Source organism: Vibrio sp. MA40-2, from assembly GCF_047302445.1.
In the GTDB taxonomy this organism is placed as follows: Bacteria; Pseudomonadota; Gammaproteobacteria; order Enterobacterales; family Vibrionaceae; genus Vibrio.
The window spans coordinates 798,054-815,232 of the sequence record NZ_CP178628.1 but is presented as its reverse complement, the minus strand read 5'-3'; the positions used below and the strand labels follow the sequence as shown (position 1 = coordinate 815,232).

Sequence of the window (17,179 nt, the reverse complement as noted above, 5' to 3'; positions counted from 1 at the left end):
AAGGCCCACAATGTTACTTAACGTTATCTACTAGAGTTAGCGAGCGTGAGTAATGCTACTTACTGCCGCTAGCTCTGCAGCCTCTTGTTCTTGTTGTTCTTGGCGCTCACGTGCGTCAAGAACATCTTTTGTGATCAAGCCTTCTTCGATTTCACGAAGTGCAATAACAGTAGGCTTATCGTTTTCTTCAGGCACTAGTGAATCTTTGCCGCCATTTTGCATTTGACGAGCGCGGCGTGCCGCGATTAGAACTAGGTCGAAGCGGTTACCAACTTTTTCAACTGCATCTTGAACAGTTACGCGTGCCATGTGGACTCCAATATGTTAACTAATTTTTCTGAATGACGAGAAAGTATACAACTTAAAGGCTTATTCTGCCAATAGTGCTGTGAGCATACCGTTATATTTCGTCGCTTGTTTATCTTCTTTTAAGCGCTCCGCACGAATAATGGCTTTAAAATCCATTAAAGAAGCATCAAAATCATCATTAACGATTAAATAATCATATTCATTAAAGTGTGACATTTCTGCTTTTGCTTCACTCATGCGTTTTGCTATTACTGCTTCGCTATCTTGTCCTCGAGCATTCAGACGACGCTCCAACTCTCCATTTGAAGGTGGAATGATGAAAATGCTTTTTGCTTGAGGCATACGTTGACGAATTTGGCGAGCACCTTGCCAATCTATGTCTAGGAAAACGTCGATACCTTTTTTTAGGTTATCTTCAATCCAGACACGAGAAGTTCCATAGTAGTTGCCAAACACTTCAGCATACTCAAGAAATTCATCTTTCTCGATTAGCTCTTCAAACTTGTCTTTTTGGATAAAATGGTAATGCACCCCATCTTCTTCTCCTGGACGCATGCCACGAGTCGTGTGTGATACTGACACTTTCATTGCATAGGTTGGATTGGTTTCCAATAATGCTGAAATTAAACTTGATTTACCTGCGCCGCTTGGAGCAGACACAATATAAAGCGTTCCTTGAGCCATCTATTTATCCCACACTTATTTGAAATTGTTGTGCTGATATGCAATTTTACCAGTGTGTGAATCACTGAATCTGCAAAGCAAAACAAGATAATAACGGCTTATGATAACTTAAACCAGTAGCCGAAAAAATGGACGCGAAGAGTATCATAATTACTAGAGATTTCTCAACTAAGTTATCGAGTTTTTATCTTAGATGGGTATTCGAGTTGAATAGGTTTCAGTTGCAGCATACAATCATCCGCTAGTTCTCTAATTACTATCAATAGTTGAATGTAGCGCAGATGATAAACTTCGAACCAAAACGTTCATATCAAACTTTAGGCTTAATATTAAGAAAAGAGCTCTCTGATGGGTTATACCCAATAGGTAGCCGTTTACCTCCAGAACGCGATATTGCCGAACGTTTAAATGTTGGAAGAACTGTTGTACGCGAAGCTATTATTATGCTTGAGCTCGAAAATCTGGTTGAAGTAAAAAAAGGCTCGGGTGTGTATGTTATTAATTTACCTAAAGAGATTAATGAATCGCACTCTTTAAACTTCGATCGAGATGTCGGCCCATTTGAAATGCTGCAAGCGAGACAGTTATTAGAAAGCAGCATTGCAGAATTTGCCGCAATACAAGTTACCCCTTCTGATATTTCGAAAATGCAAGAAGCGCTTGATATTGAAAAGCGTGAAGTTAAAAGCGGCAGTGTTAATCCTAGTGGAGATCGGTCTTTTCATTTGTGCATCGCAGAGGCGACTCAAAACTTAATTCTGGTTGATATGTTTAATCAGTTGTGGGAAAAAAGAGAGTCGAGCCCAATGTGGAATAAACTACATGGCCACATTGATAATGGCGATTATCGTAAAGAGTGGTTTAATGATCATGCACAAATATTGTTAGCTCTGAAACGTAAAGATCCCGCTGCGGCTAAACTTGCTATGTGGCAGCATTTAGAAAATGTGAAAGTGACGCTTTTAGAGTTATCTGATTTTAACGATCCGCATTTTGACGGCTATTTGTTTGATTCTGTGCCTGCCGTACTGCTACCTAAAGAGAAAATAAGGTAAGCCCACTTAAGATCAAGTCGTTCTATGTCTTTAAAAAAGCAGCGCTTGTTTTAGTGTTGTCATTTTCAATGTCTGTATCAATTTACGGTGCTTGGCATGTTCACTTGCTTGATTAGGTGAATCATCGGCCATAGTCTTAATGTATTATACTTTTTCATTCGGTCACACTTTTATAGGTGGCCGACCAATTTTATCATCTCTGTATTTCTTGTTTAAAATATTCACGATACCTTCTACATTTAAACCCGCCAATTGAGATTCCCTCCTTAATAAGTTTGATTTTATGGTCGCTTATATGTCGTATAAATTACTATTTTAAATCGAGTTAACCTAATGACTTATAACGTTAAATAAGCCACTTATTTATTGATTTTAATAATGTTAATTCTATGTGTGATTGATTTTTAATATTTGTTAACTATGGATTAATAATAATTATAATTTGTATTATTTAACTATTTTATGCTCAATAGTTTGATTTATGTGATTCTGGTCAACCAATTGGTTCGCCAATTTTGACACTATATAAATATCAGAGTACAAACTGTTTGCTTTTTGCACAATTACGTAAACAAGGGATAAATAATGAATATAGATATATATATAGTGTTGGGGTACTTCATGTTCCTCATGGTGGTGGGGTGGATGTTTCGATCTGCGACCTCTTCGACCAGTGATTACTTTCGTGGGGGCGGTAAAATGCTCTGGTGGATGGTTGGTTCAACCGCTTTTCTACAAGCGTTGAGTGCAATGACATTTACCGGTGTTATGGGTAAAGCGCTCGATGTTGGCCTTTCTATTGTGGTTATCTTTTTTGCTAACGCTCTAGGTTATTTCTGTAACTATCTATTCTTTGCGGCAAAAGCTCGACAAATGCGAGTAATTAGCCCAATCCAAGGGATTCGCTTACGTTTTGGACGTGTGAGTGAACAAGTGGTTACGTGGGCAACCGTGCCTTCTAGCGTACTGCAAGCTTCTTTATGGTTAAACGCATTAGCTATTTTTGCCAGTGCGGTTTTCAATATCCCTATCGAAACAACCATTATTGCTGCGGGCGGCGTAGTGTTATTTATGTCGTTAGTTGGAGGTAGCTGGGCAGTTGTTGCCTCAGATTTTATCCAAATGATCATTATTACCGTAGTTACCTTTATTGCAACGATTGTAGCAATTACCAAAGCGGGTGGGGTTACTCCAATTCTAGAAGCTGGTTTACCAGATCGAGGTTTTGTTGGTGACGGTTATAGCTATGGTTACCTATTTGTTGGTTGGTTTATCTGTATTTTCGTTAAACAGTTTTTTAGTACCAACAATATGATTGATTCCTATCGATATATTGCGGCTAAAGATACCAATAATGCACGTAAAGCCGCCATTCTTGCTTGTTGCTTAATGGCAATTGGTCCATTTATCTGGTTCTTACCTGCTTGGTATGTGGGGGCTTATTACCCAGATATGTCGACTTGGGGTCTGGATGTTCTTGGCAAAGATATTTCTAATGCGACTTATTTTGTGTTCGTTCGTAATGAAATGCCTGTTGGTATGGTTGGTCTTATGATGTCAGCTATGTTCGCAGCAACAATGTCATCAATGGACTCGGCTCTTAATAGAAATGCGGGTATTTTTATTAAGAACGTTTACGAACCTTATTTTGCAAAAGATAAATCAGATAAATCAATCTTGTTTGCCAGTAAAGTTGCCACAATTGTGTTTGGTCTTCTAATCATTGTTGCTGGCTTATTCATGAGTAAGCTTAAAGACTTTGGTTTATTCGATGCATTGATGATGGTAAGTACATTAGTTGCCTTTCCAGTGCTTATTCCTTCACTACTTTGTTTCTTTATTAAAAAGACACCAGATTGGGCATGTTGGGCCACTATTGCCGTTGGAGCTTGTGTTTCCGCGATTATCGCGTCAACCAATGCACCTATGATCGAGAGTTTGTTCAACTTAGCGGAGCCTCTATCAAAACGTGAATTTGCTGAGATGAAATCCATAACCATGGGTGTTACTGGTCATATCATTATTACTGGTGGTTTCTTCTTGTTGACTCAACTGTTCTATAAAGAGCCAACAGGTCAACGAGCGAAAGAAATCAATGAGTTCTTCAACAATGTATCTACACCTATTGTTGTTGAAGAAACACCAGATAGCTTCAAAGCCGATAGACAACAATACGTTCTGCTAGGACGTGTGTTATTGGCGACTAGTGCTGCACTACTTATTTTAACATTCATACCGAATCCTATGTGGGGTCGAATGTTGTTTGTATTGATGTCAGGGATGGTCGGCTTTATTGCGTGGTTGCTATTGCGAGCAGGTAAGTTAAAAGATGCCGAACTAAAAGCTTATAGCCTTTAAATTTTAAAGGTGAGCCGGTGGCTCACCTTTAGTTGATAGGGACTATTGGTTAGTCATTTTATTACTGATTTATTTTATTGGGGAAGAAAACATGAAACAAACATGGCGCTGGTATGGTCCCAACGATCCGGTAACTTTAAATGATATCCGCCAAGCAGGTGCGACTGGAATTGTTACCGCATTACATCAAATAGAGAATGGTGATGTGTGGAATGAAGCGGACATTCTAGAGAGAAAAAGATTAATAGAAAGTAAGGATTTAACGTGGGACGTTGTCGAGAGCATACCTGTTCATGAAGAAATAAAAACGCAAACGGGTAACTTTATGCAATGGATTGAGAACTATAAACAATCCATCATTAATTTATCTAAGTGTGGAATACATACCGTTTGCTACAATTTTATGCCCGTTTTAGATTGGACTCGAACTGATTTAGCGTATGAATTACCTGATGGGTCAAAAGCATTGCGTTTTGACTATATTGATTTTGCTACTTTTGACCTTTGTATATTAAAGCGTGAAGAGGCAATAAACGAATATTCTCAACAGGATATTGAACTAGCTAAGGTTCGATTCGAATCTATGTGTCAGTCCGATATTGACCAATTGACAGCCAATATTATTGCCGGTCTACCGGGCTCCGAAGAAGGGTACACTTTAGAAGAATTTCGTCGTCAACTGGCTAAATATGCCCAGATTGATAAAGCTAAGCTGCGTGAACATTTGGTGTTTTTCCTTAAACAGATCACGCCAATATGTGAGCAGTATGGCGTTAAGCTTGCTATTCATCCCGATGATCCACCGCGCGCTATTTTAGGATTGCCAAGAATCGTATCAACTATTGATGATATCACCTATTTAACTGAACAAGTCCCGAGTAAAATGAACGGGATTACCATGTGCACAGGTTCTTATGGTGTCCGTGGTGATAATGATTTAATTCAGATGATTAACACATTTGGAGATAGAGTCTATTTCACCCATTTACGCTCTACAAAAAGAGAGCAAGAGCAAAACAGTTTTCATGAAGCCGCTCATCTTGACGGTGATGTTGATATGTATGGAGTTATTTTATCCCTTCTGCAAGAAGAAAATAAACGGCAACTTGAAGGCTCCCCAGATTTGATACCAATGAGACCTGATCATGGTCATCAAATTGTCAGCGACCTAAATAAAACCACTAATCCGGGGTATTCCTGTATTGGTCGATTGAAAGGTTTAGCTGAAATCCGTGGTGTTGAATATGCGTTAAAGAAGCAGTTTTTTAGTCAATAATTTCGACATGTGGCAATTATTTCAATACTAACAATAGATTGTCTGTAGTAATGAGTTATATTCAGAAAAAGTTTAGATGCAGAAATTGCTTAGATGCAGAAATAGTTCATATAGCAAAGAGCGTTAACACTCTTTTAAAATTGATTTAGGTAAATGTATGTCGGTGCAAAAAAAGTTTGGCGGTGAATTGTCTGACGAAGAGTTTCGAAAATTCACCTTATATCTCAATCAAAGCAACAATAAACAGGACGATGAATCACGAGCCAAAATATTAGGCTTCACCAATGATAATGTGAGAGTCGCGCCTGGAGTAATCATTCGAATTGGTGATCAACAAATCGGTCGTGGAAGTTATGTTGGTTTATATAGTTATATAAACGGTGATGTAAGCATTGGAGAAGATGTTTTGATTGGGCCGCATGTTTCCATGGTGGCTTCTAATCATGTTTATGACCCAATCACGCAATCTTTCAGTGGTCGAAGTAGTTTAGATAAAGGTAAAGTCATCATCGAAAATGGTGTGTGGTTAACAACCGGTGTGGTTGTTACACCTGGAGTCACTATTGGACGTTGTTCTTTAGTTTGTGCAAATACTGTCGTAACTCATGATGTTGCGCCTTTTAGTATTGTTGCAGGGACGCCAGCTAAAGTGGTTGGGTACATTGATGAGAAAACGGGTCAATACCATTGGCATAAAGAGGACTAACAATTGACATCGATACTACAAAGAGAACATGACTTTCAAGTGTTTACCTCTCCTAAAAATGGTAGCACTATTGTTAATCCACCTTGTTTCAATTGGCCTCAAGATGACTATACCCATTGCTACAATGTTGAACTCACACAAGTTGGCACCGATAAAAAATGGGATTGGCATTCAGTTCAGTCGCCTCTTCTACTCGATTTTGAGTTAGAACCAAGTCAATATCGCTGGAGGGTAACCTCTCTAGAAAGTCAGCAAGTATCAGAATGGGTTGAATTCGATATAACATCAGATACGGATTCCTATTTAGCACCAACAGCGCAAGCGCTCTTTGCCCAATGTGCCAATAGAGATCAATTTTTGATGTATTTTGATGAAGATATTCAACATATTCAAGATAATAGCCAGCAAGCGAAGCAGAAGCTTATCAATAGTGTATCGAATATTGATATTGGTTCTATTCAATATCCTACTCATTACCGTCGAGGCCAAGAAGAAGGCAAGCGTACCGCTATTGCTAATGTTCGAAACTGGATAGATCGTGATTTGATAGCATTGACGTTACTTTATAAAATTTGGAGCGATGTAGATGCCGGTAATCGAGCTCGAGATATATTATTACGCATCTGTGAATGGAGCCCAGAAGGGCCAGCTTCATTGTTGCGTCCATGTACATGGGGTGATGAAGTCGGATTATCTATCGCTCGAAATCTTTATCTCGCCTACCATTGGTTAAGACCTATTCTAACTGAAGAAGAGCAATCTTTTGTTCGACCTATGTTGATTCGCGTCGCTTATCAAATGGAACAACGTTTAGAGCAAGATCAGTTCAAACAATTTCCCGGACATTCGCATACATCAAGGCTACCTGCTTACTTAGGGATTGCTGCGTTAGCACTACATAAAGAGTTTGACCGTGATATATGTGAACGCTGGTTGAACTACGCACTAATGATTTATCGTGGCGTACTACCATTTTATGGTGGGAAAGATGGCAGCTGGGTTGAAGGACCATTTTACTCATCGTCATATAGCAAATGGCATCATCCATTTTTCCTTTCCGTTGAGAGGATCAGTCGTTTTTCTTTTTATGAACATCCGTTCTATAAAAATTACGTGAACTTCGCGATGGACTTTGTTGCCACAAAAGAACGTATTCATCCATTTGGTGATGGTTATTGGTGTCAAAGAGAAGGGACAGAATGGCCGGGATTCTTTGCTCAAAACCCATTAAGAATTTATGCACAACGTTACGGTGATGCTCAAGCAATTGAACTAGATAAAGCCCTTGAAGAGGAGATTGAGAGCTATAAGTTACATCTTCTCGATGTTATTCCTACTATCCCACAATTAGAGTTTGTAGCAAAAAGACAGCGTCAAAATGATATTAAGCAAAACAAAATAGGTAGGCCAGAGAATATTTATTATTCCTATGCTGGTCTGGGAAAACTATCTAAAGGTTCATCTTCTATTTACTATCGCGCCAGTCAATTTGGCAATAGTTCACACAGGCACGCAGATCAAGGTAACTTTGCATTTGTCGATTCGGGTACCAATGTACTTACTCCTAGTGGTAGTTATGGGTATCGTTTTGGTAGTCGTCATCATAGTCAATGGACCAGAACAACCCTTGCGCATAACTTACCTTTAATCAATGGATTAGGTCAAAGGCTTGATTGTCCTAAGGCGACAGCATCAGTACTTGATCATATCGAAGGTGAGTGTTTTAACGGTGTGATATTAGACCTCACTAACGCTTACGATGGCTGTGAAAACTATACTCGAGTATTGGTTCATGTAGTAGACAAAGGCTTAGTTGTGTATGACCAAATAACCTTAAACGAGGCCGCACCATTACAGTGGCGGTTACATACTCCTTTAAAAATCATACTTGGCAAGCAAGTTCACACCATGTTTGGTGATCATTCGATACAGAGTCCATCCTGTAAAACACTATACCAAATAGAAATGCTCTCTAATAATGCCAACTTACCAGAGCTGGTGAGTGAAGTGAATGATGCCGACGGTTATTACGGTGAAATTGAATCGGATGCGCAAAGAGACGTTAAGCATATAGAGTGGCAAATTAAATCCAATACACAGCACCATGTGGTATTAACTTGTGTAAATAGTCCGATTGATTGTCAATACTTGGCAGGAGAAGGTATTGTAATGAAACATAATGATGAGCAGTTAATTATAAAAGAAGGAACACAATCCTTTTTGACAAATTATGTTTAAAGCCATCACCAGATTATGTTAAAGCCACGGGCAGAGTGTTCAAGATAAATAAGTGAGAGTCTTTCTGACTTACTAAGTCTACAGGTTGTCACCAATAAAGTTACAATCTGTAGACCATCATATAGATGGATTTCTTATTTGTTGTAGATCGTGAAGATATCTTAAAACAAACTATAGTGTGAGTAGTACTTGGAATCTAAATACCTTAAATATAATGGTAATTAAAAAGCCACTATAATTAGTGGCTTATCATTTTATCGAAATAAGTTGTCACTTATAAAAACTATTCAATATTTTGGATCTGAATATGGGTTAAAATATTAAACTCATTAAAAATCAACTGGATGCGGTTAATTTTGGCTTCATTTTTAATTGTTGACCACCAATTTAACCACCAGTGGTCCACTTCCTAGGTGCGAGCCTATTAGGCTATGAATTACCTTAACTCAACCTCTTGCCTGACGCAAAGTATCAGCTTTGAGTTTCCTTCTCCAGTTACGTGATAGTTATCCAGATCTTTATGGGTGTTATAGTATCTATAAATAAAAAAATAACGCTATAATAGACACTATTGTAACCACTAAGGCTGCGTATGAACTTTTCACTTTTAGATGATACCGATGTAAGCCAAGCTTTTGCTACTCATCTGCGGGGCTTACGCAAACAAGAGAAGCTATCGCGAGAGGCATTGGCCCAGCGTAGTTGTGTACCTGCTTCAACCATAAAAAAGTTTGAACTCACCGGGCAAATTTCATTTCGTCAGTTGCTGCTTTTGTGGCAGTCGCTGGACTCACTAGACAGGCTTTATCAATTGACAAAAACAGTTGCTGACCGTGCTGCTCTACCGACCAGTATAGAAGAGGTGCTTAAAGATGAGCTTTAAATCCATTCAAAAGTTGAATGTAGAGCGCACTCTCACAACGGGCGAAACGGTATCGGTGGGTATATTAGCGCAAAACCGCCAAGGTGTTTTCTTTCAGTACGATGAAAGTTATCTAAGCAAGTTTGGCAACTTATCCCCTTTTACGCTTCAAGGTGATGCGCGATTACAGCAAGCACCGAAAGAACCTCACCAAGGAATTCACGGCGTATTTGGTGATAGCCTTCCCGATGGTTGGGGGTTGTTGTTGCAAGATCGTGTGTTTCGCCAACAAGGAATTTTACCAGCGCAAGTAACAGCAATGGATAGACTGGCTTTTGTTGGCCAGCAAGGAATGGGGGCATTGTCTTTTACGCCTGTATCAGCGTTTTTACCTGAACAACATCAAAATATTGATATAGCAACACTTGGGCTAGAAGCGCAAACCTTGTTTGATCAATCTTTATCTGAAGAGTTAGATGGTAAGACCCAACAAGTTTTAGCAACCTTGGTAGCCGTCGGTAGCTCCGGCGGTGCTCGACCTAAAGCGCAAATTTATATGCCTGCTGGCGACGTGACGCAATGCCGAACCTATGCACAGCCTGGCGATGAAGCATGGTTAGTTAAATTTACTTCGAAGAACTTAGCATTGGGCCATGAAGAAGGTTTGTGTGAAGCCGTGTATCTGAAAATGGCTGAGCAGGCAAAATGTCAGCCACCAGTTTGGCAGTTAATTGATGCACCACCAAGTAGTGGTGCCAAGGCTTGGCTAGCACTTAAACGTTTTGACTATTTACCCAAAGAACAAGGGTTACAGGCAAATAAAGCCGATGGTGAACATCATGCAGGGCGTTTGCATATGCATAGTGCTTGCGGCTTATTAGATGCAGACTTTCGAACCCCTAGCCTAGATTATAGTGACCTTATTAAAGCCAGTCGTCAGCTGTGTAAGTCTCCTGCGGCAGGTCAACTCCAGTTTCGTCGCGCGATCTTTAATTTATTTGCTGCAAATCAGGATGACCACAGTAAAAACTGGGGCTTTTTACAAAGCGATGATGGTAACTGGCAACTCGCCCCTTTTTACGACGTTACATTTAGTCCTCATCCCTTTAATGAGCATGCAACAGCCTTTGCAGGGCATGGAAAGGCGCCCCCACTCAAAGTAATGCAAAAGTTGGCAGCAAGTGCAGGTTTTGCTAATTGGAAAGGGGCCCAACAATGTATTCAAGAAGTGGTTGATGCGATTGATAACTTTGCATCTCTGGCAACACAACAAGCGGTTAGTAAAACAACTGTACTAGCAATTGTAGAGACACTCGCCCAGCGAAAACAAGAGAACGCAGCTCTACTTATCTAGGAACGCCATATTAGGCGAATACTTCAACATATTCATCTAGCCAATAAGCTAAATAGATACAGGTATATTTCATCTTCCTGGATTAACTAATCATCAGGAATAATTATGGAAACCATGAAGTATCAAAATGAACGCTTGCTTCGTTTGCATAAAGTAATAAGCATAACAAGCCTGTGCTGGCTATATATTTTTTATTAGTTATTTACAAAAGTAATTTTTGGTAAAATTATTGCAAGCTTTCAGAATTGTTTTACCCACCATATTAACCACCAGTTGGTGGTGGTTAATAGCGTATTAAGCAATACGGTGGTGGAAGTAATTTTAAGGTAACTTGTTGTATTTTAATTATTTTATAACGGAAGAATACAATTTTAGCTGTTATTCAATGTTCTGGATCTGCTCTCGCATTTGTTCAATTAATACTTTAAGTTCAACGCCTGACGCGGTGATGTCGGTGCTGATTGATTTAGATGCTAAGGTATTAGCTTCGCGATTAAACTCTTGCATCATAAAGTCAAGCTTACGACCACATGCTCCACCTTTATTCAAAATATTAAAGGTTTCTTTTACGTGAGAATCTAGGCGATCAATCTCTTCAGCTACATCTACTTTTTGCGCAAGCAAGATTAGCTCTTGTTCTACGCGTGTGGCTTCCAACTCTATTTTTGCTTCTTCGAATTTCTTAACCAATCGTTCTCGTTGCCATTCTAAAATTTCTGGCATGCGAGATCGCACTTTAATCGCTTCTTCGGTAATCGCATCAAGACGAGTGGTGATAAGGTTTTTCATGTTTTCGCCTTCACGACCACGGGCTTCAATAAACTCTTTGACCCCTTCATCGAAAGCATTCAATAGTGCTTTGTTTATTGAATCCATATCTTGTTCAGATGTTTCCATAACACCTGGCCATTGCATTACTTGAAATGGATTAATTCGATTGCTTTCACCCACAAGTGATGAAATTTGATTGGCTGCGTTTATCACTTGTTTGGCTAGTGACTCATTAATAGCGAGTTCACCTTTTGCTGCCGGGTTAGCTTCGAAACGTAAATGACATTCGACTTTCCCTCGAGCAAGACGTTTACGAAAGCGCTCACGTAAAATTGGTTCTAAACCACGAAATTGTTCAGGTAGGCGAAAGTAGGTTTCCAAATAGCGTTGGTTTACGCTGCGAATTTCCCATACTGCGCTTCCCCATTCGCCTTTTACTTCTTTGCGAGCGTATGCCGTCATGCTGTAGATCATTGATATTTCCTTAATGGTCGAGATGCATCATTAAATTTTGCAAGATGTTAGCATGGAAATGACCTTTATCTCTATTTTTCAATTTAACTCAAGGTTTGAATTTAGTTCAAAACTTAAGGTTAGTTGCTTATCGTTATCTTATTGTCGCATCAATTAGCATCATTATGCTTTGTAACATTGTGCTGTCTAGGAACTGATGGTTATTTCCGCTATAATCGCGCCCAATTAAAATTCATAGATAACAGGTAATGTTCCATGCGTCCAAACGATAGAAGTGCGGTACAAGTTCGTCCAATTAAAATGACTCGTAATTATACGGCGTATGCTGAAGGCTCTGTCTTAGTTGAATTTGGTAATACTAAAGTTCTGTGCAATGCCACAGTAGAAGAAAATGTGCCGCGTTGGTTAAAAGGTCAAGGTCGAGGTTGGGTAACCGCTGAGTATGGTATGTTGCCAAGAGCCACCCACACTCGTAACCGTCGTGAAGCGTCTAGCGGTAAGCAAGGCGGACGCACAATGGAAATTCAGCGTCTTATTGCTCGTAGTTTACGTGCTGTAGTTGATTTAGAAGGTATGGGTGAATTTATGGTGACGGTCGATTGTGATGTTATTCAAGCGGATGGCGGAACAAGAACGGCTTCTATTTCTGGTGCGAGTGTTGCAATGGCGGATGCGTTTGAGCATTTGGTCAGTAAAGGAAAACTTAAACAAAACCCTATGAAAGGCCATGTTGCAGCCGTTTCTGTTGGTATTGTGAACGGTGAAGCTTTATGTGACCTTGAATATGTGGAAGACTCTGCAGCAGATACCGATATGAATGTTGTGATGACAGAAGAAGGCAAAATGATAGAAATCCAAGGGACAGCAGAAGGTGAACCCTTCTCGCATGATGAACTCATGGATTTATTGGCCTTAGCGAAACAAGGTATTGCCGATATTATTGAAGTGCAAAAAGCCGCGTTAGTGGACTAATAACTTTGTCCGTTGACGAGCGGCTATAAGTTAACAAGAAACGTTTTATAGGCTCATTGGTTACCGTAAAGTGTCGAGGGTAAGCAATGAGCTTTCTAGCGAGTGTAGGATAAAAACCACCTTTTATTTTAGGGGAAAATAATGAAAGCATACCAACGTGAATTTATTGAATTTGCGCTAGAAAAAGAAGTTCTGAAGTTTGGACAATTCACACTAAAATCTGGGCGTATTAGCCCGTACTTTTTTAATGCAGGTTTATTTAATACAGGTAGAGATCTCGCTCGCTTAGGTCGTTTTTATGCCGCTGCACTGATGGATTCAGGTATCGCTTATGATGTGTTATTTGGTCCTGCTTATAAAGGCATTCCTATTGCTACCACAACTGCTGTTGCCCTAGCGGATCACCATGATGTTGATACGCCCTATAGTTTTAATCGTAAAGAAGCCAAAGATCATGGCGAAGGTGGCAACTTGGTTGGTAGTGCTCTAGAGGGTCGAATCATGTTGGTGGATGACGTGATTACTGCAGGCACCGCTATTCGTGAATCAATGGAAATTATCCAGTCTAATGGGGCAGAATTGGCAGGTGTGCTAGTAGCGATTGATAGACAAGAAAAAGGCAAAGGAGAGCTTTCTGCTATTCAGGAAGTTGAACGCGATTTCCAATGTCAGATTGTGTCTATTGTTAGCCTTTCGGACCTTATTTCTTATCTCGAAGAGAAGGGAATGAGTTCGGAACATCTACAAAAAGTCAAAGAGTACAAAGCTCTGTACGGTGTTTAAAGCCCCTTCTTATCATTTAGCTAAGTAGAAATAAAACCGGATATAAATAGAACCGGATATAAATAGAATTAGGCAAACCAGAGCCCAGTTCTATTTATATCTAATACCAGACACTATTTATATCTAATACCAGACACTACTTATATCGAATACCACGCGTTACCGACTCATCTTCCATTGTTTTAAAGCGTTTATGTAACCACATCCACTGATCTGGTGCTTTCATTATTATCTTTTCGATTTGTTTATTCATGAAGGCAGCAGCGGCTTTGGCATCTTTTTTCGGATAGATGTCGTGAATGGACGGTTCAACTTGTATTTGGTATTTACCATCTGCGTTTCTAAATCCAGATCCAGTGATAATGGCACAATGGCTGGTGTAGGCTAGAATACTGGTTCCTGTGGTGGTACAAGCATCTTTAACGGCAAAAAAAGGAACGAAAACCGATTTATTCCGACCATAGTCATGATCGGGTAAATAGAAAAGGCGCTGGCCATTTTTTAAGATACGAATCATGCCTTTTACATCTTTTCTGTCTACCAGCTTATTACCATTGTGGCTTCTGCCATGATATTGGATAAAGTTATAGGCAGGGTTATTATGTGGTCGATAAACGCCGTAACCCCCAACGCCTAGTACAGCAAAGGCTCGGGCTGTGATTTCCAGATTAAGTGCATGGGCGCAGCACAACAGAACCCCTTTTTTTGCTTGTTCTAGTTGCTGCATTTCGCTGAAGTCACCAGCAATCAATAATCGTTTAAACCGCCATGTAGGCCAAAACCAACTGATCCCTGTTTCAATTAGAGCTAACCCTGTGTTTCTGAAATTTTCTTCAACAAAATGTTCGATTGCTTTGGCGGATTTATCAGGAAAAGCGAGTTCTAGGTTTCTTGTCGCTACTTTAACTCGAGCTTTACCAAATCTCATGCTTATTTGGCCTAGCTTGGTTCCTAAAAAGTATAGAGCTTTGTAAGGCAATAAATTAACAAAAACAGCTAATAGACCAAAATTTACCCACACCAACCAATATTTAGGTTGTATGAGTGACCAAGTAAATTTGGGTTCAATACTCTTACTCATTGTTGCCTCTTTCTGTTTTCATTATTCAGCGTCTCTTTTTCTATTACTTCTAGGTGTTCACTGAAGTTGTGCACTGAGTAGCGCCCAATACTCTTCAAAATTTTCAGTAGGTTGATATTTAAAATCCGACCGAACAAAACGATTCAAACTACCTTCGACTTGTCCGAGTAATTGAGCTGCTAAAATCGATTCAGATACTGGAAACGATTTATTTTCTCTTATCTGGCGTTCACGTAAAATCTGTCTTAATTGCGCTTCTATTCTTTCATATAATTGATTAATACGGCTGCGAAGTCGCTCGTTCTCAAACATTAATGCGTGACCTGACATTATTCTTGTTAAGCCGGGATTCCTTTCGGCAAAGACTAAAATCAATTGTAGAACCAATCTTATTCGCTGTAAGGTATCTTTTTCATCGTTTAAAATTCGGTTGATTCTAGACATGAGAGAATCTTCAATAAACTCGATTAATCCTTCAAACATTCGAGCTTTACTCGGGAAATGTCGATAGAGAGCCGCTTCAGAAACCCCAACTTGTTTGGCTAATTTAGCGGTGGTTATTCTTGATGCGCCATCTGCCGTTTCTAACATATGAGCTAAAGCTTGCAGAATTTCTTCTCTTCGATTGGATTTTCTGGTTCCTGTCATGGATCCGATTCCTTATCTTATTCCATGTTATTGGTTGAAATGTTTATCTGTTATTCCGTAACATGGTGATTATCAGTGGCGTTATATTATTTGGTGTATTTTTACCGCTGTAATCTTTCGTTGAATAGACTTGATTTAAGCACCAACATTGCTGAAGTTGGTGCTTACTACGGACTGCTTAGTTATTATTACTCACCTTAATGGCCAAATCTACTGTGGTTATCGCCAATTTGTTTAAAATATTTATCTTGGTGAAAACCTAGCTCATTAACGCGTTAATTCTTAATAGAATTTCTGTGGCAAGTTGTTCTTTTGAGTTTAAAGGCAGCTGTTGTTCACCTTCAGGCCAAAAAAGAGTTAATGCATTATCATTAGAATTAAACCCTTGCCCTTGGATGGATACATCGTTTGCACAAATTAAATCAAGATTTTTTCTGCTCAATTTTGCTCGTGCATAGGCTTCTACGTCTTGAGTTTCAGCAGCAAAACCAACGGTAAAAGGACGATTGTTTTTTAATTGAGCTACGCTAGCAACAATATCTGGGTTCTTTGTCATGCTTATCGTCATTTCATCGGTCTTATCTGTTTTTTTGATTTTCTGATCAGCGACATGAACAGGTCGATAATCTGCTACCGCGGCACAGGCAATGAAAATATCATGGCTTTCAGCATTGGCCATAACTTGTTGATGCATATTCTCAGCACTTTCGACACTGATTTTTTGTACATTATTGGGCGTATCGAGCGCAACAGGCCCGCTTACCAGTGTTACTTTTGCCCCTAATAAAGACGCTGCTCGAGCAAGCGCATAACCCATTTTTCCTGAGCTGTGATTAGAAATAAAGCGTACAGGATCAATGGCTTCACGAGTAGGGCCAGCGGTTATCAGGACCGATTTCCCTTCAAGAGACTTAGGTTGAAAAAACACTTCGCAACGCTCAACTATTTGCATTGGCTCGAGCATTCTTCCGTATCCTACATCGCCACAAGCTTGTTCGCCGGCAGCAGGCCCCCAAATATGAACCGATCTTTTTTTCAAGGTCGCAATGTTTTCTTGAGTTGCAAGGTTGGCATACATTTGCTGGTTCATTGCCGGAGCAACAACGACCGGAGCATCCGTTGCAAGCACAAGAGTAGAAACTAGGTCGTTACCCATTCCAGCCGCTACTCGAGCAATTAAATCCGCTGTAGCAGGGGCGAGTAACACTAAATCTGCCCATTTGCCTAATTCAATATGTCCCATTGACGCTTCTGCTGCTGGGTCAAGTAAGCTGCTGGATACTGGATTGCCAGATACAGCTTGCATAGTTAAAGGGGTAATAAATTCTTGTGCTGCTTTGGTCATGACCACTCGAACATCGGCACCACGTTCGGTTAAGCGTCTTGTTAATTCGGCACATTTATAGGCAGCAATACCGCCACTGATTCCGAGAAGGATTTTTCTTCCAGCTAAAGATTGCATGTTAATTCTCCATTTGATCGGTAAACCATATCATAAAAATTTGAAAAATCCTCTGTATCGAGGCGAAACACTGCTAACACAGAATGGTTCTATCAGCGGCAACTGATGTTCTGTTAAATGGCTTTTTTCTTGGTCAATAATTTATT

Annotated in this window: 15 protein-coding genes; 9 read left to right on the top strand and 6 right to left on the bottom strand. The window is 39.8% G+C overall.

Annotation, left to right across the window (positions count from 1 at the left end):
- Positions 1–36: 36 nt before the first annotated feature.
- A complete protein-coding gene (gene rpoZ, locus ACLKML_RS11360) occupies positions 37–309 on the bottom strand; it encodes a DNA-directed RNA polymerase subunit omega (RefSeq protein ID WP_317716520.1) in 273 nt (90 codons plus the stop codon).
- Positions 310–369: 60 nt separating this feature from the next.
- Complete coding sequence (gene gmk, locus ACLKML_RS11355) at positions 370–993, bottom strand: guanylate kinase (RefSeq protein ID WP_413285416.1); 624 nt, start codon at positions 991–993, stop codon at positions 370–372.
- A gap of 281 nt (positions 994–1,274) precedes the next feature.
- Between gmk and ACLKML_RS11350 the strand changes: the two genes are divergently transcribed.
- The 7 genes from ACLKML_RS11350 to ACLKML_RS11320 all read left to right on the top strand — a co-directional run bounded on the left by ACLKML_RS11350 (position 1,275) and on the right by ACLKML_RS11320 (position 10,842).
- On the top strand, positions 1,275–2,048 hold the full coding sequence (locus tag ACLKML_RS11350; protein WP_413285415.1) for an FCD domain-containing protein: 774 nt from the start codon (positions 1,275–1,277) through the stop codon (positions 2,046–2,048).
- A 585-nt stretch (positions 2,049–2,633) separates the two neighbouring features.
- Complete coding sequence (locus ACLKML_RS11345) at positions 2,634–4,406, top strand: sodium:solute symporter family transporter (RefSeq protein ID WP_413285414.1); 1,773 nt, start codon at positions 2,634–2,636, stop codon at positions 4,404–4,406.
- A 91-nt stretch (positions 4,407–4,497) separates the two neighbouring features.
- Positions 4,498–5,682 carry a mannonate dehydratase gene (gene uxuA, locus ACLKML_RS11340; protein ID WP_413285413.1) on the top strand — a complete coding sequence of 395 codons (1,185 nt, stop codon included), beginning with the start codon at positions 4,498–4,500 and terminating at the stop codon, positions 5,680–5,682.
- Positions 5,683–5,839: 157 nt separating this feature from the next.
- Positions 5,840–6,388 (top strand): acyltransferase, encoded by a 549-nt coding sequence (locus ACLKML_RS11335; protein ID WP_413285412.1) that lies wholly within the window; start codon positions 5,840–5,842, stop codon positions 6,386–6,388.
- Between the two features lie 3 nt (positions 6,389–6,391).
- Positions 6,392–8,626 (top strand): heparinase II/III family protein, encoded by a 2,235-nt coding sequence (locus ACLKML_RS11330; RefSeq protein WP_413285411.1) that lies wholly within the window; start codon positions 6,392–6,394, stop codon positions 8,624–8,626.
- 592 nt (positions 8,627–9,218) lie between these two features.
- Entirely contained in the window at positions 9,219–9,509 is a 291-nt protein-coding gene (locus tag ACLKML_RS11325) for a helix-turn-helix domain-containing protein (RefSeq protein WP_413285410.1), read from the top strand.
- Positions 9,499–10,842: a type II toxin-antitoxin system HipA family toxin gene (locus ACLKML_RS11320; RefSeq protein ID WP_413285409.1), complete on the top strand. Its 1,344-nt coding sequence runs from the start codon at positions 9,499–9,501 to the stop codon at positions 10,840–10,842. The genes ACLKML_RS11325 and ACLKML_RS11320 overlap by 11 nt, the downstream gene beginning before the upstream one ends.
- A 378-nt stretch (positions 10,843–11,220) precedes the next feature.
- Here the strand turns inward: ACLKML_RS11320 and ACLKML_RS11315 are convergent, their stop codons facing one another.
- The gene (locus ACLKML_RS11315; RefSeq protein WP_413285408.1) at positions 11,221–12,087 is read right to left on the bottom strand and encodes a YicC/YloC family endoribonuclease; all 867 of its coding nucleotides are present in this window, start codon (positions 12,085–12,087) and stop codon (positions 11,221–11,223) included.
- Positions 12,088–12,342: 255 nt separating this feature from the next.
- Here ACLKML_RS11315 and rph point away from each other — a divergent pair, with 255 nt between their 5' ends.
- Together rph and pyrE are read left to right on the top strand one after the other, a co-directional pair.
- Positions 12,343–13,059, top strand: coding sequence for a ribonuclease PH (rph, locus tag ACLKML_RS11310; RefSeq protein ID WP_317716530.1), 717 nt, complete (start codon positions 12,343–12,345; stop codon positions 13,057–13,059).
- Between the two features lie 141 nt (positions 13,060–13,200).
- Positions 13,201–13,842 carry an orotate phosphoribosyltransferase gene (pyrE, locus tag ACLKML_RS11305; RefSeq protein WP_317716531.1) on the top strand — a complete coding sequence of 214 codons (642 nt, stop codon included), beginning with the start codon at positions 13,201–13,203 and terminating at the stop codon, positions 13,840–13,842.
- A gap of 136 nt (positions 13,843–13,978) precedes the next feature.
- Here pyrE and lpxL read toward each other — a convergent pair whose 3' ends face one another.
- The 3 genes from lpxL to coaBC all read right to left on the bottom strand — a co-directional run bounded on the left by lpxL (position 13,979) and on the right by coaBC (position 17,033).
- On the bottom strand, positions 13,979–14,923 hold the full coding sequence (gene lpxL, locus ACLKML_RS11300; RefSeq protein WP_413285407.1) for an LpxL/LpxP family Kdo(2)-lipid IV(A) lauroyl/palmitoleoyl acyltransferase: 945 nt from the start codon (positions 14,921–14,923) through the stop codon (positions 13,979–13,981).
- A gap of 57 nt (positions 14,924–14,980) precedes the next feature.
- The gene (gene slmA, locus ACLKML_RS11295; RefSeq protein WP_413285406.1) at positions 14,981–15,571 is read right to left on the bottom strand and encodes a nucleoid occlusion factor SlmA; all 591 of its coding nucleotides are present in this window, start codon (positions 15,569–15,571) and stop codon (positions 14,981–14,983) included.
- Between the two features lie 259 nt (positions 15,572–15,830).
- On the bottom strand, positions 15,831–17,033 hold the full coding sequence (gene coaBC, locus ACLKML_RS11290) for a bifunctional phosphopantothenoylcysteine decarboxylase/phosphopantothenate--cysteine ligase CoaBC (RefSeq protein WP_413285405.1): 1,203 nt from the start codon (positions 17,031–17,033) through the stop codon (positions 15,831–15,833).
- Positions 17,034–17,179: the final 146 nt, after the last annotated feature.